Raw genomic sequence first — 22,203 nt, forward strand, 5'->3', positions numbered from 1 at the left:
TGCTCACTGACGCCGGCGCCCGTCAGTCACGGCCCTACGCGCTGCGGGAGCGCAGGCGGAGACGAGGGAACAGCCGGAGCCGGGTTTCCCGAAGTCCTGAGGACGGCCCGATCAACCGGCCACCACAACGACAACACGCCCCCTGCCCGCGAGGAACCCGCGGGTAGGAGGCGTGAAGCGTGCCGCCTACTTCTTCTTGCCCTGGTTCTTGACCGCCTCGATCGCAGCCGCGGCCGCGTCAGGGTCGAGGTACGTCCCGCCCGGCTTGACCGGCTTGAAGGACGCGTCGAGTTCGTAGGACAGGGGGATGCCCGTCGGGATGTTCAGGCCCGCGATGTCGGCGTCGGAGATGCCGTCGAGGTGCTTGACGAGGGCGCGGAGGCTGTTGCCGTGGGCTGCTACCAGGACGGTGCGGCCCGCGAGGAGGTCGGGGACGATGCCGTCGTACCAGTAGGGGAGCATCCGGACGACGACGTCCTTCAGGCACTCCGTGCGGGGGCGGAGCTCCGGGGGGATCGTCGCGTAGCGCGGGTCGTCCGACTGGGAGAACTCCGTGCCGTCCTCAAGGGGCGGGGGCGGGGTGTCGTAGGAACGGCGCCACAGCATGAACTGCTCCTCGCCGAACTCCGCGAGGGTCTGCGCCTTGTCCTTGCCCTGGAGGGCGCCGTAGTGGCGCTCGTTCAGGCGCCACGAGCGGTGGACCGGGATCCAGTGGCGGTCCGCCGACTCCAGCGCGAGCTGCGCCGTGCGGATCGCTCGCTTCTGGAGGGACGTGTGGACCACGTCGGGGAGGAGATCGGCGTCCTTCAGGAGTTCGCCACCGCGGACTGCCTCCTTCTCGCCCTTCTCGTTCAGGTTGACGTCCACCCAGCCGGTGAACAGGTTCTTAGCGTTCCACTCGCTCTCGCCGTGGCGGAGGAGGATCAGCTTGTACGGTGCGTCGGCCATGCCCCAGAGCGTAATCCACGCATTCGGGCCATGACCTGGCGCCTGCCTCCCGGTCCGACAGTTGACGGCATCTGTTAATTGAGTGGTCCGCCCGGGCCCCGCGTTCGTAAGTTGTGCTCGTAGCCGTTGCCGCTTACATGCCTGCCGTCCGACCGTGGGGGATCGATCCATGTCACTCGCCGCCCTGAGACGCGCCGCCCGGGAATCCGTCTCCGGTCTGCCCCGCGAGTTCTGGTGGCTGTGGACCAGCACCCTCGTCAACCGGCTCGGGGCGTTCGTCGCCACCTTCATGGCCCTGTACCTGACCCTCGACCGCGGCTACTCCGCCACGTACGCCGGTCTCGTCGCCTCGCTGCACGGGCTCGGCGGGGTCGTCTCCTCGATCGGTTCGGGTGTGATGACCGACCGACTCGGCCGGCGGCCCACCCTGCTCATCGCCCAGTCGTCGACCGCCGCGGCCGTGGCCCTGCTCGGCTTCATGCACGATCCCGTCGCCATCGCCGGCGTCGCCTTCCTCGTCGGGATGGCGAGCAACGCCTCGCGCCCGGCCGTGCAGGCGATGATGGCCGACATCGTGCGGCCCGAGGACCGGGTCCGCGCGTTCTCCTTGAACTACTGGGCCATCAACCTCGGCTTCGCCGTCTCGTCCATGGCCGCCGGGTTCATCGCCGAGGTCAGCTACCGCGCCGGGTTCCTGCTGGAGGCGGGGATGACGGCGGTCTGCGCGGTCGTCGTCTTCCTGAAGCTGCCGGAGTCACGGCCCGCCGTCGTCACGAGCGACGACGGGAAGAGGGCCGTGGACGCGGTCGGGCTGGGGACCGTACTGCGCGACGGGCGGTTCATGAGCGTCGTCGGGCTGTCCTTCCTCGTCGCCGTCGTCTTCCAGCAGGGCTCGGTCGGGCTGCCGGTCGCGATGGGCGAGGCCGGGTTCACGCCCGCCGACTACGGCACCGCGATCGCCATCAACGGCTTCCTCATCGTCGCCCTTCAGATCCCGGTCACCCGTCTCATCGAACACCGCGACGCCAAGCGCCTGTTGGTCGTCTCCTCACTCCTCGCGGGCTACGGCTTCGGGCTCACCGCGTTCGCCGGCTCAGTCGGCGTCTTCGCCCTCACGGTGTGCGTGTGGACCCTCGCCGAGATGATCAACGCGCCCACACAGACCGGGCTGGTCGTCCGCCTCTCACCGGTCCAGGGACGCGGGCGCTACCAGGGCATGTACACCCTGTCCTGGTCGCTCGCCGCCCTGGTGGCACCCCTCATGTCCGGGTTCGTCATCGACCGGTTCGGGGCCGCGTGGCTGTGGGGGACGTGCGCGGCCGTCGGCACGGTGGCGGCCGTGGGGTACGGGGCACTGATGCGGCGGGTGCCGGACGGGCAGCCGGCGGGGGCGAGGGCGGAAGCGGAGCCGGCGGTGGGCGACGCGGAGGCGGACGTCACGGCGGCCTGATCATGGCAGCAAGCCCTCCACCAGCGGAGAACCGCAGGTGGAGGGCTTGTCGGCGTAGGCGGTCGGACGCCTGCCGATTCAGATGCCGACGGTCACGCTGACCTGGGGGAGCTGGGCGACGGTGCCCAGGGCCAGGTCCTTGACCGAGGCGACCTGCGCCAGGACGTCCGCGCTGGTGATCGAGGTGTCGCCGGCGGTGAGGCCGATCTGCGGGCACAGGCCGCCCGAGACGGTGTCGAGCTCGGCGTCGGAGATCTCAAGGGTCTGAACCTGGGGAGCGGAGTTCATGAGGAGACTGCCCTTCGCGTGGATCACGGATGGTGCACGTGGTGCACTGGGGGGAGAGCGGCTCCGCTGGGGGGCAGGCGGTAGGCCGCGGTGCGCAGGATCAAACCACGCCCCGTGCCGGGCATCCACTCCGTCCCTGTTCCCGAAAGGCAGTTGAGTGGATCGGGGGCCGAACCGTGTGGACGCGCACACGAGTTGGGGCCGGCTTCTCTACACGCGGCGCCGCACAGGGAGTCCACAGACGGTGCCCCCGCCGAGCCGAACCGGACAACTCCGCACCAACAGCACCCGCTCGCCCCACGATTGCGCAGCCACTGTGCAGATTCGGTCGTAGCCGCGGTCACGGGTGCATCCGCGCCCCTTTCACCACCTTGTCCACCCCATTCCGCGGCCCGTACACAGCCAGCCCCACCACATCCAGCTCAGCCGTGGCCACCGCCCGCACCGCCGCCCGGTTGTCCCGGTCGTTGCCGGTGCCGAACAGGTCGGACGTGAAGATCGCGCGCGGCAGGGCGCGGGACAGGGCCCGTGTGTGGGCCGCCATGAGCGTCTCCTTCGTGGCCTCCAGGACCACCACCGGCTGCCGGAACATCGGCAGATAGGCCACCCCGTCCGCGTCCTCGTACGGCTCCCCGATCACCTCGGGAACCTGTGCGCCCAGGCCGCTGACCAGGAAGGACGTGACGTTCAGGCGCTGCCAGGGCTCAAGGTCCTCGCGCAGCAGGACGGCGATCTTGGTGTCGAAGCGGATCGGTTCGCCCGTGATGTCAGTGCTCATGGATCGAGACTGCCGACCGCCCCGCGCCCTCGTCTTGTACGTTCTTTGCATGGCCCCGCAAACCGGCCCACCGCGCCCCCAGCAGGAGGTCTCCGCGTGGCGGCCCCGTATCCCCGGTGTCGTCGAGGTCTTCCACGCCCACTTCACCGAGTACGCGTACCCCATGCATGTGCACGACGCCTGGACGCTGCTGATCGTGGACGACGGGGCCGTACGGTACGACCTCGACCGGCATGAGCACGGCACCCCGCACGACACGGTCTCCCTGCTCCCGCCGCACGTCCCGCACAACGGCTCCCCCGCCACCCCGCACGGCTTCCGCAAGCGCGTCCTCTATCTCGACGGCACCCACCTCCCGGACGGCCTCATCGGTTCCGCCGTCGACCGGCCCGACCTCCGTGACCCCGAACTCCGGCTGCGGGTGGGCCAGTTGCACACCGCGCTCGACCACCCCGGCGACGAACTGGAGGCCGAGAGCCGCCTCACCCTCATCGCCGAACGGCTGCACGCCCATCTACGGCCGTCCGCCCCCGCCCCCACCGGGGACCCCGCCCTCGCCCGCACCCTCCGCGAACTCCTCGACGAGCACGTCACCGACGGCATCGCCCTCGACGAGGCCGCGCGGCTCGTGCACGCTCATCCGGCCCATCTGGTACGGGCGTTCAGCGGCGCGTACGGCATCGCACCGCACCAGTACCTGATGTCCCGCCGCGTCGACCGCGCCCGCCGGCTCCTCCTCGACGGCCGCCCACCGGGCGAGGTCGCGGCGGCCACCGGCTTCTACGACCAGTCCCATCTCACCCGCCATTTCCGGAAGTTGGTGGGGGTGACGCCGGGGCGTTATTCACGCGACAGGCGTCAACACCGCGGCTAGATTCCGCACATGGAGCGCATCGACTGGCACGAGTGGCACAACGCCTACGACTCCCCCGACTCCTACCTCAGCGAGCGCCTGGCCCTCGTCCAGGAACGCGTCCGGTATGCCCTCGACGCCGCCCCGCCCGGCCCGCTCACCGCGATCAGCCTCTGCGCCGGACAGGGCCGCGATCTCATCGGCGTACTGGCCGACCATCCTCGCGGGGCCGAAGTCCGGGCGCGGCTGGTCGAGTTGGACGAGCGGAATGTCGCCGACGCGAGGCGGGCCGCGCGGGACGCCGGCCTCCCCCGCGTCGAAGTCGTCGCCGGAGACGCCTCGTTGACGGACGCCTACACCGACCTCGCGCCCGCCGACCTCGTCCTCCTGTGCGGTGTGCTCGGCAACATCATCGACGCCGACGTCGAACGGCTCCTCGACCACTGCACCGCCCTGTGCCGGACCGGCGGCACGGTCGTATGGACCCGCAACCGCAAGGCCCCGGACCTCGTCCCCCGGATCTGCGCCTGGCTGGAGGAGCGCGGGTTCGAGCGGCTCTGGGTCTCCGAACCCTCCCGCGCCGCCTCCGTCGGCGCCCACCGCTTCACCGGCGAGAACCGCCAACTCCCGCCCGGCACCAGCATGTTCGACTTCATCGGCTACGACACCCTGTGGCGGACCTGAGCGGACCCGGCCTACAGCTCCCGCTGCGCCTCGTACAGGTTCCGCGGCCGTACGACATCCGTCGTGCCGTAGAGCTCCAGGCGTGAGTGCGGGTCGCCGGTGAAGTCGGGGACGTCGGTCTGGTCGAACTCGGTGACCGTGTTGAGGCCCACCGTGGCGCTGTACGGGGCCAGTTGGTCGATCTTCATCAGGCCGGCGCGGCCGTTCGTCACGCGGACGTTCCAGTGGGTGAAGCGGGCGCCGAACAGCGGGCCGGCGCTGGCGTCACCGCCGTGGCGGCCGTTGTTGTTCACCGTGATGTCGGTGCGGACGTTCGCGAAGGGCAGGCCGCGGTGGCTGTCGAAGGTGCCCATGCGCATGTCGCCGCGCGACCAGACGTTGTACGAGGACAGGCCCTCGACGTTGATGCCGTGGAGCTGAGTGTTGGCCGGGGCCGGGACGGTGCGTTCCTCGATGGTGAAGTCCTCGATGAGGTTGTCGTGCGAGCCCTCGCGGCAGAAGTAGGGGTGGTGGGAGCCGCGACCCGCCACCGTCGTACCGCGCAGGGTGCATGCCGAGGCCGCCACCAGGCCGAAGCCGTTGTCGACATGACGGACCGTCACGTCGTCCAGCCAGCAGTCGTAGGCACATTGGAGGACGACCCCGTTGTAGCCCTTGTCGAGGAGGTGCGGTTGCTGTGGGGCCTCCACTGCCTCCAGGGTGAGGCCCTCGACGCCCGAGCCCGTCAACTCCTCTACGTGGGTGGTGAGTTGCGGGTTCCATTCGGGGCGGATGTCGAGCGGGAGCGGGCGTTCCAGGGTGACCTCGCGGCCGTGGACGCGCGCGATGCGGACGGGCCATTCGTAGGGGACGTAGGACAGCAGTTTCGTCTTGTCGTCCCAGTAGTACGCCTCGGGGCCGGGGCCGCCGCCCGCCATGTGCTGAAGGAGGGTGTGGCCGGGGTCGTCGGCGAGGCGGAGGAGGACCAGGGTGCCCGGCCTCAGGTGCGAGGCGTCCGCGACCGTCACCGTCCAGGAGCCTTGCCGGGCCGGCTCGACCGTCGTCAACTGCCGCCATTCGTCACGCCTGTTGCCGGTCCAGCCCTCGAAGGGCCAGGCCTTCGCCCTGATCGCGGCGACCAGTGAGTCCAGGCGGGCCGCCGGAGCAAGCCAGATGAGGCCGCCCGCCCAGGACCAGGAGGACTTGTCGCCGCCGTAGCGGGAGCCGTAGACGCCGATCAGTTCGGTGAGGTTCTTCGTCGCGTAGAGCTTCGTACGGTCGCTGCCCGCGCCTCTGACCACCACGTTCGAGTGGCCCACACGGATCACGTCGTCGATGCGGAAGGTGCCGGGCGGGATGAGAACCGTGCCACCGCCGGCCCCGCCGGCAGCGGCGATGGCACGGTTGATCGCGGGGGCGGAGTCGGTCGTGCCGTCCGCCACGGCGCCGTAGCCAAGGACGTCGAACACCCGTGAGTGCCGGGGGTGGCGCCGTGCGCCCGCCTTCCCGACGTACGGGATCTGCGGGTGGGTGAAGGGGGTTCGGGTGAACTCCCGCCAGAGGGACGGGACTTGACCTCGCGGTGTCCCTGTCGGCAGGGGGGCCGCCAGGGCCAGCGTGCTTCCGAGCAGGGTTCGTCTGGTGAGGCGGGTGCGGCTCATGTACGTACGTCCTCCCACGCAGATTTTCATGGATGTGAACGCTGTTCAGAAATGTGCTGGCGGTGAGCATGCCACGACGGCCGGTCGCGGCGAAAGGGGTCAGCAGGAGATCAGTCGGTGGGGCGCTGAGTCAGGTGAGTGAACGCGTCCAGGTTCCGCGTCGACTCCCCGCGCGACACCCGCCACGCGTACTCCTTGCGGATCGCGGAGGCGAAGCCCAGCTCCAGCAGGGTGTTGAAGCTGCCGTCGGCGGCCTCCAGGACCTGGCCGAGGAGGCGGTCGATCTCGGCCTCGGTGACGGCGGAGAGGGGCAGCCGCCCGGTGACGTAGACGTCACCGAGCTGGTCGACGGCGTAACTCACGCCGTACAGCTTGAGGTTGCGCTCCAGGAGCCAGCGCTGGACGGCCGTCTCGTTCTCGTCGGGGTGGCGGATGACGAAGGCGTTGAGCGAGAGGGAGTGGCGGCCGACGATGAGGGAGAGGGTCGTCGACAGCTTGCGGGTGCCGGGGAGTTGCACGACGTAGGTGCCCGACTCGGGGCTCTCCCAGGCGAGTTCGGCGCTCTTGAGGAAACCCTCGATGACCTGCGCCGCCCGCTCCTGGTCCGCTGCCGCTGCCTCACCCATGGTGCGAGCGTACGTGACGGCGGTGGGCCTGCGCGGCGGCCGCGTAGACGTCCGCCGTGGCGGCGGCCGCGGTGTCCCAGCCGAAGCGCTGGGCGTGCCGGGCGGCGGCCTCGCCCATGCGGGGCGCGAGGTGCGGGTCGTCGGCGAGGTCGCGCAGCACGCGCGCGTAGGCCGCGGGATCGTGGCCCTGGACGAGGAACCCGGTTTCTCCGTCGCGCACGGCCACCGGGAGGCCGCCGACCGAGGCCGCGAGCACCGGCGTACCGGCAGCCTGCGCCTCTATGGCGACCAGGCCGAACGACTCGCTGTACGACGGCATGACCAGCACGGACGCGGCCCGGAACCAGTCCGCGAGCTGCTCCTGCCCGACCGGCGGCCTGAACCGTACGACATCCGCGATGCCCAGCCGCGCGGCTAGTTTCTGCAGGCCCTCCGGCTTGGCGAGGCCGCTGCCGCTGGGGCCGCCGACGACGGGGACCACGATGTTCGAACGCAGTTCGGGCCGCTCGTCGAGGAGCACGGCGACCGCGCGCAGGAGCACGTCCGGCGCCTTCAGGGGCTGGATGCGGCCCGCGAAGAGCGGGATCAGCGCGTCCTGGGGCAGGCCGAGGCGGGCGCGGGCCGCCGCTCGGCCGTCCGCCGGGCGGAAGCGGTCGAGGTTCACGCCGGGGTGGACCACGGCGACCTTGGCGGGGTCGGCGGCGTAGTGCCGTACGAGTTCGTCGGCCTCCTCCGCCGTGTTGGCGATGAGGCGGTCGGCGGCGGCGACGATCTGGGTCTCGCCGATGACGCGGGCGGCCGGTTCGGGGGTATCGCCGTCGGCCAGGTTGGCGTTCTTGACCTTGGCCATGGTGTGCATGGCGTGCACGAGGGGGACGCCCCAGCGCTGGGCGGCGAGCCAGCCGACGTGGCCGGAGAGCCAGTAGTGCGAGTGGACCAGGTCGTAGTAGCCGGGGCGGTGGCCGGCCCAGGCCTGCATCACTCCGTGGGTGAACGCGCAGAGCTGGGCGGGGAGTTCCTCCTTGGCGAGGCCCTCGTAGGGGCCCGCGTCCACGTGCCGGACGAGCACGCCCGGGGCCAGCTCCACCTTCGGGGGGAGGGCCGCCGTGGTCGCGCGGGTGAAGATCTCGACCTCGATGTTGATCGCGGCTAGGCGCTGGGCCAGCTCCACGATGTAGACGTTCATGCCGCCGGCGTCGCCCGTGCCGGGCTGGTGCAGCGGTGAGGTGTGCACGGAGAGCATGGCTACACGGCGGGGTTTGCGGTGCAGTCGCAGCCGGGCGGGCGTGGCCGCGGAGCGCCGCCCGAGCCTGCTGACGTACTGGCTCACGTGGCGTCCTCCTTGCTGCGGGCATGCCTGAGGGCGGGCGTGGGGTTCCCTCCAGGGGAGCCAACGCCGGAGCGTCCGATTCCCATTCCGGGGCGGCGGGATTTTGCCGAGCCATTACCGTGCGTCGCTCAACCGTTCGAGCGGCTACTGCGTGGCCCATGGTCGCGCTGGGCGGGCCGCCGGAACGGTCCGGCCGCCCACCGGTCCGTTTGCCCGAACGGTCGGCCCGCATGCCCATGACCCGCTCGTGACCACCCGCGAGGCGGTCGCCGATCACTTCTTCGTCGACTCAGCGTGTACATCGAGCTGAGCCAGCCCGGCGGGGATGGCTGATCTGCACCGAGACGATCGCCCGTCCGACCACCGAGGGCGTCAGCGTCGACTTCGCCCCCAGGGCCTGTACCTCGGTCAGGCCTTCCGGGTGCATGTGAAGGCGGGCGACCAGGTCGACGGGGACATCACACCGAACGTGGTGGTGCCGGACATGACGTGCGGGGCTTCGTCGTCGGCGCAGGCCTCCGTGCCGGCTTCGTCGTCGCCGCAGCCCTCCGGCTCCGGCTCGTCAGGGCTCCTCCGGCTCCTCCGGCTCCTCCGGCTTGTCCGACGACTCCGCCCCGACCGCTGCCGAGAGCAGCAGCCCCGTGCCCGCGGCGAGCAGCGCCCCGTCGCCCGCGGGTGGCGGCACCCACCTCGCCGAGACCGGCGCGAGCAACGGCGCCACCGCGTTCGCGGCCACCGCCACAGCCCTGATCGCGCCCGGCGCCGGCCTCGTCCTCACACTGCACCGCAGGGCAACACGCGCCTCGCGCTGACCGAGGTCCCGCCTGGAGGGTCCAGCGGGCGTGGAGGGTCCGCCGGCCACCGCGCCGACAATGGAGGTGTCCCACTCCACATCCCGCCGGCCACGCTCCCGCACCGGTCCCACCGCGCCGCCAACGCACGCGCGCCCTCCACCCCGGCGCCGGGCCCCCAACTCCCAACCCGAACCCCCGACCACGGAGGACCGCGAGCGCCGTTCGGCCCGGACAAGGCCTTAACAGCGCCCCGCGGGCGACGCCACCCACCTCGCCCAGACCGGCGCGAGCAACGGCACCCCCGCGTTCGCGGCCACCGCCACAGCCCTGATCGCGCCCGGCGCCGGCCTCACCCTCACACTGCACCGCAGAGCGACACACACCTCACGCTGACCGGGGTCCCGCCTGGAAGGCCTGAAGAGCCCGCCCGGCCACCGCGCCGACACCGCCCGCATACCCTCGTAGCCATGACTGCCCGCGCGACAACCCGCCCCGTGGGAACGGTGACGCGCGGGACGACCAACCCCAACCGGCTGCGCCGCATGGACCGCTGGATCGCGGCGACGCACGGCGCGGAGTTGCGGCGGGCCGTCGAGCCGGTCGCCGTCGACCTCGGGTACGGCGCGGCGCCCTGGACCGCCGTGGAGCTGCTGCAACGCCTCCGGACCGTCGCCCCGCACGCGCGCGTGGTCGGTGTCGAGATCGAACCGGCCCGGGTCGCGGCGGCGAAACCGTACGAGCGCGAGGGGCTGGTCTTCCGGCACGGCGGCTTCGAGGTTCCCGTCCCGCAGCGGCCGGTGCTCATCCGCGCGGCGAACGTGCTGCGGCAGTACGACGAGGCGCGGGTCGCCGAGGTCTGGGCGCGGCTGTGCGGACGGCTCGCGCCGGCCTCCGCGCACTCGCGGGGCGGGCTGCTCGTCGAGGGGACCTGCGACGAGATCGGGCGCCGGCATGTGTGGGTCGCGCTCGGCCCGGAGGGACCGCGCACGGTCACCTTCGCTACCCGGCTCGGCTCACTGGAGCGACCGTCCGACCTCGCCGAGCGCCTCCCCAAGGCCCTCATCCACCGCAATGTGCCCGGCGAACCGGTGCACGCCTTCCTCCGCGACTTCGACCGCGCGTGGGCGGCCGCCGCGCCCTACGCCTCCTACGGCGCCCGTCAGCGCTGGATGCGGGCGGTGCGGGACCTCACGGCCGACTGGCCGGTGACGGACGGGCCGGTGCGGTGGCGGCAGGGCGAAGTGACCGTGGCCTGGGGGGCGTTGGCCCCGCGCGGGTGAACCCTGGCGGGCGCGCGGCCCGCGGGGGACGGCAAGGGAACGATCTCCGGCGGCCGTTCGTCACACGGGCGGAGAGATCACCACGGCACGCACGCCCAGGTCATGACCTGGAAGGAAAGGAGAGAAGTACGGGAAGTACTGCCTCTGTCGTTTTGTGTGCGGGCATGGCACGATCCCTCAGGCGTCCGTAAGTTACTGACGGTCAATCAGATACGTCGGGCATGTACAGATGTGGGGGCAGGGGTATGGGAGCGGGCAGGCGAGCCCTGATCACGACGGCCGTGGCGGTGGTCTGCGGGGTCACCGTACTCGCGGCACCCGGCACCGCGTTCGCGAGCCCGACGCCGACCCCGTCGACTACGGCCTCCTCGACTCCCGTGACCAACAAGGACCTTGAGGCCGTACGCACGAAGCTCGACAAGCTCTACCACGACGCCGCCGTCGCCACCGACGCCTACAACGCGGCCGAGGAGCAGACGAAGAAGCAGTCCGCCGAGATCGTCGAGCTGGCCAGGAAGATCGTCCGGGGCCAGGCGAAACTGGACGAGTTGAAGGACCGAGCCGGTGCCGCGGCCCGCGCCCAGTACCGCACGGGCGGGCTTCCGGACGAGGCGCAGTTGATGCTGAGCGACAATCCGCAGGAGTTCCTGGACGGTGCCGGGCGGGTGCTCCAGGGCGAGCGCGCCACCAAGGGCCTGATCGCGGAACTGACGCGCACCCAGCAGGACTTGAGGCAGTACACCGCCGACGCCTCCGCGCAGTGGCAGCAGTTGGAGAAGAACCGCCAGGCCAAGGCCACCGCCAAGAAGAAGGTCACGACCCAGATCGCGGCGGCCGAGAAGCTCGAGTCCCAACTGGAGAAGCAGGAGAAGGAGCGCCTGGCCAAGCTGGAGCAGCAGGCCGCGCTGAAGGCGCAGACCGCGTGGCTCGACTCCGGTGTCCTCAAGGACATCAGCGGCAAGGCGTCCGCGGCGGACAAGGCGGCGGTGGCCTACGCGACGGCCCAGCTCGGCAAGCCGTACGAATGGGGCGCCGAGGGCCCGTCGTCGTACGACTGCTCGGGGTTGACCTCGCAGGCCTGGGCGAGCGCCGGCGACCCGATCCCGCGCACCTCGCAGGAGCAGTGGAAGCAGCTCAAGCATGTCGACGTCAAGGACATGCGCCCCGGCGACCTGATCATCTACTTCGACGACGCCAGCCATGTCGCGATGTACATCGGCGACGGCGCGATCATCCACGCCCCGCGGCCGGGGCGGACCGTGACGATCGCGGGGGCCGGCTCGATGCCGATATTGGGTGTTGTGCGACCGGATGCGTAATTTGCCCACCCGGTAGGCGTGATGCCGTCGGGGTGACCCCAACCACGTGACGCAGCGCACGCACCACCCGCCCCAAACCCCCACCGGGCGTGACCTTCGTCATTCCGACCCCACCGCCATCCTGCCCAACTGCGGTACGGATCACGGCATATGACAGTGGCCACCTGCCAAGCGACCTGCCTCACACCATTCCTTTACGGCGCCGACTACCGCTATGGTCCCCGTCGGTGGGTCGAGGTCCCTCGCCCCGCCGCCCTCGGGGGGAGGGAAGGAAACAGGACGATGCCCGCACCCATACCGCGGCAGAGAGCGATCCCGGCCGTGGAGAGTGGTCAGGCGCAGGCCGCACCCGCGGCCGACGGCCCCTCCGGAGGCAGCTCGGGAGACACCGCACGAGGTGGCTCCCCGGCCACCGAGGCCCCGCGCACGCAGGACCCGGTCGACGACGACACCGTCACCGGCGACAAGGACGGCACCGGCACGGCCGAGGCCGCGCCCCGCGCTGCCCACGGCACCCCGGCCGGCCACCTCACCCTGCTGATGATCGAGGACGATCCCGGCGGCTCGCCGATCGTGCCCGAGCTGCTCGACCCGACCGGCAAGCCGATCCGGATCCGCACCGCCCGCAACCTCACCGAGGCCGAGCGGCTGCTCACCGACGACGTCCACTGCATCCTGCTCGATCTCGCGCTGCCCGCCCCCGGCCGGGCGGCGGAGGGCGCCGACGGTGTCGTGGACGAGCTGGCCGTGCTCAAGCACGTGCTGAGGATCGCGCCGCACCACGCCGTCCTCGCCCTCACCGCGTCCGGCGACACCGAGCGCGGCGCCGAGGCGGTCCGCGTGGGCGCCCAGGACTATCTCTTCCGCGACGAGCTGGACGGCCGGCTGCTCAGCCGCGCGATCCGCTACGCGGTGGAGCGCAAACGCTCGGACCGGGCGGAGCGCAAGCTCACCGAGTCCAAGCTGCGCGCCCAGGAGAACGCCCGCCTGGAACGCGGCCTGCTGCCCACACCCCTCCTCGACGGCTCCCCGCTGCGCTTCGCCGCCCGCTACCGCCCCGGCCGCTCCCGCGCGCTGCTCGGCGGCGACTTCTACGACACCGTGCGCACCCCCGACGGCACGGTGCACGCCATGATCGGCGACGTCTGCGGGCACGGCCCCGACGAGGCCGCGCTCGGCGTGGAACTGCGCATCGCCTGGCGCGCGCTCACCCTGGCGGGCCTGTGCGGCGACGAGCTCCTCGGCACCCTGCAACAGGTCCTGGAGCACGAGCGCCCCGACGACGAGATCTTCGCGACGCTCTGCACGGTCGACATCGCACCCGACGGCCGCCGCGCGGGCCTGTGCCTGGCCGGCCACCCGTCCCCGCTGCTCGCCCGCCCCGGCCGCCCGGCCGAACTCCTCCCCTACGACAACAACGGCCCCGCCCTCGGCCTGCTCCCCGGCGCCCGCTGGCCCCGGATGCAGGTGGAACTGGGCGCCGAGTGGAGCCTGATGCTCTACACCGACGGACTGATCGAGGGCCGGATCGGCGAGGGCCGCCGCGAACGGCTCGGCCAGGACGGCATGGTGGCCATGGTCCGCCGCCAGCTCGCGGAGGGCCTGCGGGGCGAGGAACTGCTCCGGGCCGCGGTGAACGAGGTCCGCGACCTCAACGGCGGGGAACTGACGGACGACGTGGCGGTACTGCTGCTGGACCGGGCGCCGTAGCCCGGTCCCTGCCGGGGGTGGTCGTACGGCTTCAGCGGCCGCCGTTGTACGGGCCGTAGGGGCCGTCGCTGCTGGAGCCGCCTCTGCGGCTGCGGCCGCCGCCGGGGAGGCCGCGGAGGGCCGGGCGTACGTCGACCATGTACACGATCGTCGCGACGAGGCCGATGATCGGCAGGAACGACAGGATGTTGAAGATCAGGTTCACCACGAAGGCGAGCCCGAGGATGATCAGCCAGAACGGCTTGGTCTTCTTGTCCGCCGCGCGATAGGCGTCCTCGCGACGCGTGGCGGCGTCGACGAGCGCGAAGCCGCTGAAAATGATCAGGGCGGTACTCAACAGCCACATGAACCCCGTGAAGCCCTGCATCAGCACTACGTCCACCACCCGACTCGGCTAGTCCTACGCGGTCACCGTACCCGCAACCGGATTCCCGCTACCCGAAGAACGGGCCGGGCACTCATGGAGTGCCCGACCCGTCACCGATCACCCGTTCGTGTCACTTCGCGGGCGGGGTGGTCTTCTTCGCGGTGGTCTTGCGGGCCGGCGCCTTCTTCGCGGCGGGCTTCTTCGCCGGAGCGGCGGCGGCCGGGGCGGCCGGGGCCGGGGTCTCGGCCTTGACCACGACGGGCTCGGACACCGGCTCGGGGTCGGGCTCGACCGCGACGGCCAGCTCCTCGATCTCGTCGGCGGCCTCGCCGCGCCAGGTCTTCACGGCCTGCTCGCCGTGCTCGGCGACCTTCTCGTACGCCTCGCGCGCCTTGACGGCGTACTCGGCGGCGACGCCGACACCGCGCAGCGCGAAGTCCTGGGCGGACTCGCCGAACTTCTTCAGGTCGGCGTCGAGCGTGCTGCCGAGCTTCTTGAGGTCGCCGTCGAGGCCGGTGATGAAGTCGTTGACCTTGGTCTGGAGGTTCTCCTGCGCCTCCTTGGCCTTGGCGCTCGCCTCCTTCGCGCGGGCGGCGGCCTTCTCCTGCACGGCCTTCGGGTCGGTACCCCGCACGGCGTCGATCCGGGCCGGAGCCTCGGCACGCAGCTGCTCCACCAGACCGGGCACCTTCTTGGCCTGCTGGAGCGCGAGGTCGGCGGTGCCGGCGGCGAAGTAGAGGGGGGTGGGGTCGCTCAGGGTCTTACGCAGGTCATCGGTGATGGCCATGGTGATGGTCCTCCCGGTTGCTATCAGCTGAGGGTTTTGTGATGTACGTCCGCGGGTCAGCCGGCCGTCCCGTCCCGCGGTTCGGCGTCGCTGCCGTCGGCACCGTCGGTCGCGGACGGTTCGCTCTCCTCGCCCCCGTCGGCGATCTCGAACCCGTTCTCCTTGCGGAAGGACTCGTAGATCTGAAGCAGCACCTGCTTCTGCCGCTCGGTGAGCGTGGGATCGGCGAGGATGACGGCACGCGTCTCGACCTCGTCCCGATCACGTTCGGCGTCGAGAATGCCGGCCCGCACGTACAGCGTCTCGGCGGAGATCCGCAGCGCCTTGGCTACTTGCTGCAACACCTCCGCGCTCGGCTTGCGCAGCCCGCGCTCGATCTGACTCAGATACGGATTCGACACCCCGGCGGCATCGGCGAGCTGCCGCAGTGACAGTTGCGCGTTGCGCCGCTGGTCACGCAGATACTCCCCGAGATTGCCGACGTTGAGCGTTGCCATACGTCCACCTTGCACCACCCGCGCTAACTATTGCAAGCACCCGCTTGCAAAAGTGCGCCATGCCACTCGGGGGTGGGGTCTGCCAGGGTGTGCGTCGTGGACGAACTGGTGGAGCGTGTCGACGATCAAGATCGTGCCGTGGGGATGGTGGTCAGCCGCCGGCAGGCCGTCCGGGAGGGTTGGCTGCACCGGGTCGCCGTGACGGTGTGTCGTGATGAGGGGGGCCGGATCCTCGTCCACCGGCGGTCGGAGCAGGTGTCGCGCTTCCCCGGGCTCTATGAGGTCGAGGTCGGTGGCGCCGCGAATGTCGGCGAGTCCTACGAACAGGCCGCCGCACGGGAGCTGACCGAAGAGCTGGGCATCCGCGTGCAGCCGCGCCTGCTGTTCACGTTCCTCAACCGCAGCGGTCTGAGCCCTCACTGGCTCGGCGTGCACGAAGCCGTGGTGCCGGACGCCGTGACCGCCGACCCCGATGAGGTCGCCTGGCACGGCTGGCTGACCGAGCCGGAGCTGCGGTCGGCCCTGCTGGAGTGGCGCTTCACCCCCGACAGCCACGAAGCCTTCGGCCGGTATCTCGCGTTCAGGACCGCGCGGTCCTGAACTTGGCCGCCTCGCGGGCTGCGGCGGCCAGTCGCGGTCAACGCGCCTTGTCAGAGCGGCTGTTCGTGATAGGGAGGACGGATGTTCGGTCGACTCCCACTCGCTGAGCAGCTCGATGGCCTGCGGTCCGTTCTCTCCCAGAACGAGGTCCTGGCCGACGTGCTGACCAGGGCAGCGACGCTGGAACTGCCCGGCTGGTATGTGACGGCGGGCTGCCTTTTCCAGACGGTGTGGAACGTGGTCACCGACAGGCCCCCGACCAGTGGCATCAAGGACTACGACATCTTCTACTTCGACGGCACCGACCTGTCCTGGGAGGCGGAGGACGCTGTGATCAAGGCGGGGCAGGAGATGTTCGCCGGACTGCCGGCCGAGGTGGAGATCCGCAACGAGGCCCGTGTGCACCTCTGGTACGAGCAGAAATTCGGCGTACCCTGCCCGCCTCACGAGTCCACCGAGGCGGCGATCGACTCGTTCGCCGCGACGACGTGCTGTCTGGGGGTGCGGCTGGACCCCGACGGTGGGTGGCACGTCTATGCGCCCCACGGGCTCTCCGACGTGTTCAACCTGGTGGTCCGGCCGAACCCGGTGCTTGCCCCGCGGGAGGTCTATGAGGCCAAGACGGCACGCTGGAGGGACGAGTGGCCGGAGCTCACGGTGCTGCCGTGGCCGGGCTGACGCTCGGACATCGCGCCATCCGCCAGAACGCCGTGGAACACCCCACCGGAGGCGAATCCCGATACCGCCGAACGCGGTGCCGGCCTAGCGTTCCACCCATGACCTCCCTGGGTGCCGACACCGACGACGAGGCCGGCGTGACCGTCCGCTGCCAGGACAACCCCTCCGTCGGCGTGACCTTCCGCGACCGGTTCAGCCCCGACCCGGACTCCGTGCACTATGCCGTCGAGCTGCGGGCCCCGGGCCTGACCGCGCGCGTCGACGAGGTCGTCGCCTGGATCTGGGACAGCGATCTCACCGTGTTCCTGGAAGAACTCGCCGCGGACTACCGGGGATGGGACGGTGCACGGAGCTGGTACACCAACGACCGCGACCTGACGGTGTCGGCCGTCTTCCGGTCCGGCGGTCATGTCGGGCTGACCTGGACCGTGCGCCCCTGGCCGCGGGCCGTCGGCGGCTGGAGCGCCTCGGTGACCACGTGGCTCGAAGCCGGCGAGCAGATGACTGCCCTGGCCGCCGACATCCGGCGCTTCCTCGCCGAGGAGCACCAGTGACAACCGGCATGCGCATCACCTGGGTACTGGAGGCACACGGATGGGCCGACTGCACCCTTGAGGATCAACACACCAAGGCCGAGCTCACCGCGTCCTACATCACCAGCGCGCCCGAGGAGTTCCTGACCGCGGTGGCCCGGCTCGTCGCGGGGGAGACGGAGACCCGTGTCCAGTTCGACGCCGAACCGACCGCCTACCGCTGGGTGTTCTATCGCGAAGGCGACGACATCTGGATCCGCGTGCTCGAACTGCGCGACGGCGGCGACCACGACAAAGAGGGAAGCGAGATCTGGTCGAGTCAGCTCGGCATCGACCAACTCGCCCGCGCCGTGATCCGCTGCTTCGACGAGGTCGCACAGACCTACGGCGAGAGCGCCTACCGAGGCAAGTGGGGCGACCACTTCCCCCGAACCGAACTCGAAGCCCTCAGACGCCTATGGCTCACCCACCAGCATCCCCAAGGCACATAGCCCGGACAGCGCACTTCTCAGGTCGAGCGAGACGGGACAGGAGCGAGCCAGCCCCGATCAGGACGCCTGAACCTCGTCGAAGAGCGCGACGGCATCCGCGGGATCCGGGCTCATCAGGCGCTCCAGACCCGCCGTAGTGATCTTCGCCCACTTCCCGGCCCGTGCCCACATCTGCTCCTCGAAGGCGCGGACGGCGTCGTCCGGATCCGCGGAGCCGACAGTGGCGATGGACTCGGCGAGTTCGGCGCCCTCCAGCATCGCGAGGTTGGCGCCCGCGCCCAAGGGGGGCATCAGATGGGCCGCGTCGCCCAGGAGCGTCACCCCGGGGACATGGGTCCAGGTGTGGGAGACGGGCAGGACGTAGAGGGGGCGGTGGACGAAGGTCGTGCCGTGGCGGAGGAGTTCGAGGACGGGGGCGGCCCAGCCGTCGAACAGGGCCAGCAGGCTCGATCGGACGGCCTCGGGGTCGGCCAGGTCCAGGTGCGCGTGCCAGTCCAGCGTTGCGCGGAACTGGGCGTGCGCCTTGACGTGGCCGCCGCTGTTGCGCTGGGCGACGAGGGCACGGTTCACGCCGTACACCGCCATGGAACCGTCGCCGATCAACCGGGCGAGGTCGGGGTGGCGGGTGTCGACGTCGTCGAGGGAGGTCTCGACCGAGGTGACCCCGGTGTAGCGCGGCGTCGCCGGCGAGACCGCCGGGCGGGTCCGGGACCAGGCGCCGTCCGCGCCGACCACGAGGTCGTACGCCTCCTGTCGCCCGTCGGAGAAATGGATCAGTACGCCGTCCGGGGTCCCCGGCACCACCCGCGTCACGCCCCGCCCCCACTGGACGTCGAGCGGGCCGAGCAGCAGGTCACGGAGTTGTCTGCGGTCGATCTCGGGATTGGCCAGGTCGTCCGGGCGGGGCCGCCAGTCGCGCAGGACCGTCCCGTCCGGGTCCAGGATGCGCATGGCCTGCCCCTCGGGGCGGGACAGCGCACGGAACTCCGCCAGCAGCCCCGCCTTGTCCAGCGCGAGTTGGCCCAGCCCTTTGTGCAGGTCCAGCGTGCCGCCCGGGGGACGGGCATCGGGGGCGGGATCGCGTTCGAGGACGGCGACGGGGTGGCCGTGGCGGTGCAGGACACGGGCGAAGGTGAGGCCGGCGGGACCGCTGCCGACCACTGCGATACGACGTCTCATGGCGATACACTGTATTGGTTCATTACAATGTATCGCAACGGTACGGTGTGACCATGACTGTCTGGGACCGGCCGGAGCCGCCGACTCGACCCGTGCCGCTCGACCGGGAGCGGATCGTCGCCGCCGCCGTCGCGCTGGCCGACGAGGGCGGGCTCGAGGCGGTGTCCCTGCGCAAGGTCGCCGCCCGGCTGAACGCCGGCCCGATGCGGCTGTACGGATACATCGCCACCAAGGAGGAGCTGTTCGACCTCATGGTGGACGAGGTTCAGGCCGAGATCCTCCCCGAGGAGCGACCCGGCGACTGGCGGGAGGCGCTGCGCGGTCTCGCCCGGCGCACCAGGCAGACCGCCCTCCGTCACGAATGGCTCGCCGACCTGCTCGGCGGCCGCCCGATCCTGGGCCCGAACGGTCTCGCCGTGGCCGAAGCCACCCTGTCCGCCCTCGACGGCCTCGCCGACGTCGACACCGTCATGCGTGCCGTGGAGACGGTCAGCGCCTACTCCACCGGCGCGATCAGACGCGAGATCGCCAACCTCCGGGCCGAGCGCGCCACCGGCCTGACCAAGCGCGACTGGCAGCGCGCCCACGGCCCGCACCTGACGAGGATGCTGGCCACGGGCCGCTTCCCGGCCCTGACCAAGGCCGTCCACGACGGCACGGACGTGGACGCCGAGACCTCCTTCACCACCGGCCTGGACTGGGTCCTCGACGCGGTGGCCGCGAAACTCGACGGGCCGTCGACGTGACGCTCAGCTCCTGCTGTCCTGCTGACCCGCGATCGACTCAGCCCCGCCGAGAGCCACCCTCCGCAAGCACCACCCGGCACTCCCCCCACGCCGATTCACTCAGCAACGGCCGCAACCGGCTGAACAGCGCGAGGAGTTCGGCACCCCACCGCGCACGAAAGACCGGGTCGACGCGGGCGAGGTCGAGTTCGTTGGCGGAGGACAGTTCGGCGAAGTCCCGTCGTGGTCCCAGCTCCGGCGTGCGCACCCGGCCGGTGAACCGGTCATGGAAAGAGGCGTCGGCGTCCGTGAGCGTCGGGTAGGTGGCCCTCCGGTCGCACGAGGCGTAGAGGTACACGATGCTCTCCGCCTCGGCGCCGATCACCTCGGCGAGTTCGTCGCGGCGGTCGAGGGAGAGCGGTGCGACGGGGAAGCCGTCGGTGCCGTAGAACGCGTGGCACAGGCCCGCGAGTTGGAGGGCGGGACGGGCGTTCCAGGCGGCGAGTCGTTTCTGGACGCGCTGGAGGTGTGCGAGGAGGGTGCCGCCCGGGTGGGCGGTCTCGGCGGCACCGAGTTCGCGCAGGAGCGCGACGGCCCGAACGGAAGCGTCAGCCACGGAGAAACCCGGCACGGTCGGGATCCTTACGTCTCGTCTCGTCTTGCCTTGTCTCGTCTTGTCTCGTCTTGTGAGGTCGGCACCCGTCCGCGCGTTCGCCGGTGGTCCGGACCCCGGGAAAGCGCGGACGGGTTGCCGCCTGGGCCCTGCACTGATCCTCGGGGACCCCGTCACCCCAGTCAATCCTATGGATTTCTCCCCAACTCCAAGCTTTAACTTGGCAGTTATGACTCTGGAGGATCTGCGTGTCTTCGTGGCCGTGTGCAGAGCGGGCAGTCTGAGCGCTGTCGCCCGTGAGCTGGGCCGCACCCAGTCGGCGGTGAGCCAGCATGTGAAGCGGCTGGAGCGGGAGGCCGGTCTGAGCCTGCTGGAGCGGCAGCCGCGCGGGGTCGTCCCCACCGACGCGGGGCGTGTCCTGTGCGAGGCCGCCGCGGACAGCATCGCCGGACTCGATCTCGCCATGCGCCGGCTCGGGGACCTCGTCAACGGCGACACCGGCTCCGTGCGCGTCACCACCGGCGGAACCACCGTGCGGCACTTCATGGCCGAGGCCGTCGTCGCCTTCCGGCAGCGCTGTCCGAAGGTCAGCCTGGAGTTCCGGACGGAGACATCGAGCCGCGCCTGCTTCGACGCCCTCATCACCGGTGACCTGGACCTCGCCTGGGTCACGATCGCCGGTTCGGTACGGGGAGTCGAGCAGCGTCCCGTCGTAGCCCTGCCGTGGGTGCTGGCCGTACGCGCCGACGATCCGCTCGCGGGCCGGGCCCAGGTCGGCCCGGCCGAACTAGCCGGCACCAGCCTCATCCGCCTCCCGCCGAACTCCACCTCGGGTGCCCGACTCGACGCCGCCCTCGCCGACCTCGGTGTCCGCGGCGGCTCCGACACCAGTGTGGCCGACTGGGACACGGCCCTTCTGTTGGCGGAGCTGGGCCTCGGTCATGCCGTCGTGCCCGTCCTCCCCGGCTGGGAGGTGCCCGGCGACGGCCCCCTCCGCCTCGTCCCCCTCCCCGACCTGCCCCCGCTCCCGGTCGGCTGGGCCGTCCGCCGCTGGGACGCCCTCACCCCGCTGGCCCGGACCTTCGCCGACACCGTCGCCCGCAGTTGCGCCGAGAAGGCCGCCCTCACGCGTTCCACGCCCGCAGCTTGTCCGGATCGACCACCATCCACAGCTCGGTGATCAGCCCGTCCCGCACCTCCGCCGCCACCACGCCGAGCGTCGTCCCGCCCATCCGCACCGACACTCCGGGCAGGCCGTTGACGTCGTCCTCGACGAGTTCGACCCCGGGTTCCCGGCGCAGGAGGCCGAGGAGGAAGCGGGCCACCTTGTCGCGGCCGACGATCGGGCGCAGGGCCGTCCGCACCTTGCCGCCGCCGTCGCTGCGCGAGGTGACGGCGGGATCGAGGAGGGCGACGAGGGTGTCGAGATCGCCGGTCTCGCAGGCCTCGCGGAACGCGGAGACGACCCGCCCGTGTTCCGCCGCCGTACCGCCGCCGGACGGCCTCTGGGCCAGTCGCCGGCGCGCGGAGGAGGCGAGTTGGCGGCAGGCCGCGGGGGTACGGCCCACCGTCTCGGCGATCTCGGTGAACGGCATCCCGAACACGTCGTGGAGCACGAAGGCGACGCGCTCCGCCGGAGTCATCGAGTCGAGCAGCACCAGCATCCCCATGCTCACCGACTCGTCGAGGGTGATCCGGTCGGCGGGATCGTCCGCGCCCGCGCCACCCGTACTGGTCCACGCGGCCCCGTGCCGCACCGGCTCCGGCAGCCACTCACCGGCGTACCGCTCCCGCCGGGCCCGCGCCGAACCGAGCTGGTCGAGGCAGATCCGCGAGGCGACCCGGGTCAGCCACGCCATCGGCACCTCGATCGCCCGCTGCTCCGCCTCGGACAGGGCGTACCAGCGGGCATACGTCTCCTGTACGACGTCCTCGGCATCCTGCACCGAACCGAGCATCCGGTACCCGAGGTTGAGCAGCCGTCGCCGCTCGGCCGTGAGAGAACCGAGGGTCGGGTCGTCATGGGCGGCCAC

The 22,203-nt window shown here is 71.2% G+C and carries 25 protein-coding genes and 1 pseudogene; 14 read left to right on the top strand and 12 right to left on the bottom strand.

Features of this window, described 5'->3' with window-relative positions:
* Positions 1–186: 186 nt before the first annotated feature.
* A complete protein-coding gene (locus tag AB0M63_RS16600; protein ID WP_355910119.1) occupies positions 187–948 on the bottom strand; it encodes a phosphoglyceromutase in 762 nt (253 codons plus the stop codon).
* Positions 949–1,117: 169 nt separating this feature from the next.
* Between AB0M63_RS16600 and AB0M63_RS16605 the strand changes: the two genes are divergently transcribed.
* A complete protein-coding gene (locus AB0M63_RS16605; RefSeq protein ID WP_366019847.1) occupies positions 1,118–2,398 on the top strand; it encodes an MFS transporter in 1,281 nt (426 codons plus the stop codon).
* A 78-nt stretch (positions 2,399–2,476) separates the two neighbouring features.
* Here AB0M63_RS16605 and AB0M63_RS16610 read toward each other — a convergent pair whose 3' ends face one another.
* Positions 2,477–2,686: a hypothetical protein gene (locus tag AB0M63_RS16610; protein WP_355910113.1), complete on the bottom strand. Its 210-nt coding sequence runs from the start codon at positions 2,684–2,686 to the stop codon at positions 2,477–2,479.
* Positions 2,687–3,026: 340 nt separating this feature from the next.
* Positions 3,027–3,464 carry a DUF2000 domain-containing protein gene (locus tag AB0M63_RS16615; protein ID WP_366019848.1) on the bottom strand — a complete coding sequence of 146 codons (438 nt, stop codon included), beginning with the start codon at positions 3,462–3,464 and terminating at the stop codon, positions 3,027–3,029.
* Between the two features lie 49 nt (positions 3,465–3,513).
* Between AB0M63_RS16615 and AB0M63_RS16620 the strand changes: the two genes are divergently transcribed.
* Positions 3,514–4,338 (top strand): AraC family transcriptional regulator, encoded by an 825-nt coding sequence (locus tag AB0M63_RS16620; protein ID WP_355910107.1) that lies wholly within the window; start codon positions 3,514–3,516, stop codon positions 4,336–4,338.
* Positions 4,339–4,356: 18 nt separating this feature from the next.
* Positions 4,357–5,001: a class I SAM-dependent methyltransferase gene (locus AB0M63_RS16625; RefSeq protein WP_366019943.1), complete on the top strand. Its 645-nt coding sequence runs from the start codon at positions 4,357–4,359 to the stop codon at positions 4,999–5,001.
* A gap of 11 nt (positions 5,002–5,012) precedes the next feature.
* On the opposite strand, the gene AB0M63_RS16630 is transcribed toward AB0M63_RS16625, so the two are convergent.
* The 3 genes from AB0M63_RS16630 to mshA form a co-directional block, all read right to left on the bottom strand.
* Positions 5,013–6,641 (bottom strand): glycosyl hydrolase family 28-related protein, encoded by a 1,629-nt coding sequence (locus AB0M63_RS16630; RefSeq protein ID WP_366019849.1) that lies wholly within the window; start codon positions 6,639–6,641, stop codon positions 5,013–5,015.
* Positions 6,642–6,751: 110 nt separating this feature from the next.
* On the bottom strand, positions 6,752–7,267 hold the full coding sequence (locus AB0M63_RS16635) for a YbjN domain-containing protein (protein ID WP_355910101.1): 516 nt from the start codon (positions 7,265–7,267) through the stop codon (positions 6,752–6,754).
* Positions 7,260–8,597, bottom strand: coding sequence for a D-inositol-3-phosphate glycosyltransferase (mshA, locus tag AB0M63_RS16640; RefSeq protein WP_355910099.1), 1,338 nt, complete (start codon positions 8,595–8,597; stop codon positions 7,260–7,262). Before mshA ends, AB0M63_RS16635 begins: the two co-directional genes overlap by 8 nt.
* Before the next feature lie 596 nt (positions 8,598–9,193).
* Here mshA and AB0M63_RS16645 point away from each other — a divergent pair.
* The 5 genes and pseudogenes from AB0M63_RS16645 (at position 9,194) to AB0M63_RS16665 (ending at position 13,700) form a co-directional block, all read left to right on the top strand.
* A complete protein-coding gene (locus AB0M63_RS16645) occupies positions 9,194–9,409 on the top strand; it encodes a hypothetical protein (RefSeq protein ID WP_355910096.1) in 216 nt (71 codons plus the stop codon).
* A 261-nt stretch (positions 9,410–9,670) separates the two neighbouring features.
* Positions 9,671–9,784 (top strand): annotated as a pseudogene (locus tag AB0M63_RS16650) (hypothetical protein); the annotation flags it as partial.
* Positions 9,785–9,858: 74 nt separating this feature from the next.
* Positions 9,859–10,671: a class I SAM-dependent methyltransferase gene (locus AB0M63_RS16655; protein ID WP_355910093.1), complete on the top strand. Its 813-nt coding sequence runs from the start codon at positions 9,859–9,861 to the stop codon at positions 10,669–10,671.
* Between the two features lie 245 nt (positions 10,672–10,916).
* Positions 10,917–11,990 (top strand): NlpC/P60 family protein, encoded by a 1,074-nt coding sequence (locus AB0M63_RS16660; protein WP_355910089.1) that lies wholly within the window; start codon positions 10,917–10,919, stop codon positions 11,988–11,990.
* 282 nt (positions 11,991–12,272) lie between these two features.
* Positions 12,273–13,700 carry a fused response regulator/phosphatase gene (locus AB0M63_RS16665; protein ID WP_355910086.1) on the top strand — a complete coding sequence of 476 codons (1,428 nt, stop codon included), beginning with the start codon at positions 12,273–12,275 and terminating at the stop codon, positions 13,698–13,700.
* 31 nt (positions 13,701–13,731) lie between these two features.
* Here AB0M63_RS16665 and AB0M63_RS16670 read toward each other — a convergent pair whose 3' ends face one another.
* From AB0M63_RS16670 to AB0M63_RS16680, 3 genes are all read right to left on the bottom strand, one after another.
* Entirely contained in the window at positions 13,732–14,067 is a 336-nt protein-coding gene (locus tag AB0M63_RS16670; RefSeq protein ID WP_355910295.1) for a DUF2516 family protein, read from the bottom strand.
* Between the two features lie 130 nt (positions 14,068–14,197).
* Positions 14,198–14,854: a hypothetical protein gene (locus AB0M63_RS16675; protein WP_355910083.1), complete on the bottom strand. Its 657-nt coding sequence runs from the start codon at positions 14,852–14,854 to the stop codon at positions 14,198–14,200.
* A 56-nt stretch (positions 14,855–14,910) separates the two neighbouring features.
* Positions 14,911–15,351, bottom strand: coding sequence for a helix-turn-helix transcriptional regulator (locus tag AB0M63_RS16680; protein WP_366019850.1), 441 nt, complete (start codon positions 15,349–15,351; stop codon positions 14,911–14,913).
* A gap of 87 nt (positions 15,352–15,438) precedes the next feature.
* Between AB0M63_RS16680 and AB0M63_RS16685 the strand changes: the two genes are divergently transcribed.
* The 4 genes from AB0M63_RS16685 (at position 15,439) to AB0M63_RS16700 (ending at position 17,653) form a co-directional block, all read left to right on the top strand.
* Positions 15,439–15,951 carry an NUDIX domain-containing protein gene (locus AB0M63_RS16685; RefSeq protein ID WP_366019944.1) on the top strand — a complete coding sequence of 171 codons (513 nt, stop codon included), beginning with the start codon at positions 15,439–15,441 and terminating at the stop codon, positions 15,949–15,951.
* 81 nt (positions 15,952–16,032) lie between these two features.
* Positions 16,033–16,629, top strand: coding sequence for a nucleotidyltransferase family protein (locus AB0M63_RS16690; protein ID WP_366019851.1), 597 nt, complete (start codon positions 16,033–16,035; stop codon positions 16,627–16,629).
* Positions 16,630–16,727: 98 nt separating this feature from the next.
* Positions 16,728–17,183 (top strand): DUF6228 family protein, encoded by a 456-nt coding sequence (locus tag AB0M63_RS16695; protein ID WP_366019852.1) that lies wholly within the window; start codon positions 16,728–16,730, stop codon positions 17,181–17,183.
* Positions 17,180–17,653 carry a hypothetical protein gene (locus tag AB0M63_RS16700; RefSeq protein WP_366019853.1) on the top strand — a complete coding sequence of 158 codons (474 nt, stop codon included), beginning with the start codon at positions 17,180–17,182 and terminating at the stop codon, positions 17,651–17,653. The genes AB0M63_RS16695 and AB0M63_RS16700 overlap by 4 nt, the downstream gene beginning before the upstream one ends.
* A gap of 57 nt (positions 17,654–17,710) precedes the next feature.
* Here AB0M63_RS16700 and AB0M63_RS16705 read toward each other — a convergent pair whose 3' ends face one another.
* Positions 17,711–18,832, bottom strand: coding sequence for an NAD(P)/FAD-dependent oxidoreductase (locus AB0M63_RS16705; RefSeq protein ID WP_366019854.1), 1,122 nt, complete (start codon positions 18,830–18,832; stop codon positions 17,711–17,713).
* A 53-nt stretch (positions 18,833–18,885) separates the two neighbouring features.
* On the opposite strand from AB0M63_RS16705, the gene AB0M63_RS16710 reads away from it, so the two are divergent.
* Complete coding sequence (locus tag AB0M63_RS16710; RefSeq protein WP_366019855.1) at positions 18,886–19,578, top strand: TetR/AcrR family transcriptional regulator C-terminal domain-containing protein; 693 nt, start codon at positions 18,886–18,888, stop codon at positions 19,576–19,578.
* 37 nt (positions 19,579–19,615) lie between these two features.
* Here AB0M63_RS16710 and AB0M63_RS16715 read toward each other — a convergent pair whose 3' ends face one another.
* Positions 19,616–20,173 carry a DUF6817 domain-containing protein gene (locus tag AB0M63_RS16715; RefSeq protein WP_366019856.1) on the bottom strand — a complete coding sequence of 186 codons (558 nt, stop codon included), beginning with the start codon at positions 20,171–20,173 and terminating at the stop codon, positions 19,616–19,618.
* A gap of 226 nt (positions 20,174–20,399) precedes the next feature.
* Here AB0M63_RS16715 and AB0M63_RS16720 point away from each other — a divergent pair, with 226 nt between their 5' ends.
* Positions 20,400–21,350 (top strand): LysR family transcriptional regulator, encoded by a 951-nt coding sequence (locus tag AB0M63_RS16720; protein ID WP_366019857.1) that lies wholly within the window; start codon positions 20,400–20,402, stop codon positions 21,348–21,350.
* Here AB0M63_RS16720 and sigJ read toward each other — a convergent pair.
* Entirely contained in the window at positions 21,295–22,203 is a 909-nt protein-coding gene (sigJ, locus tag AB0M63_RS16725; RefSeq protein ID WP_355910033.1) for an RNA polymerase sigma factor SigJ, read from the bottom strand. The two genes, AB0M63_RS16720 and sigJ, sit on opposite strands and share 56 nt — an antisense overlap.

Origin of the sequence: Streptomyces sp. NPDC051576 (assembly GCF_040681835.1) — a bacterium.
GTDB lineage: Bacteria > Actinomycetota > Actinomycetes > Streptomycetales > Streptomycetaceae > Streptomyces.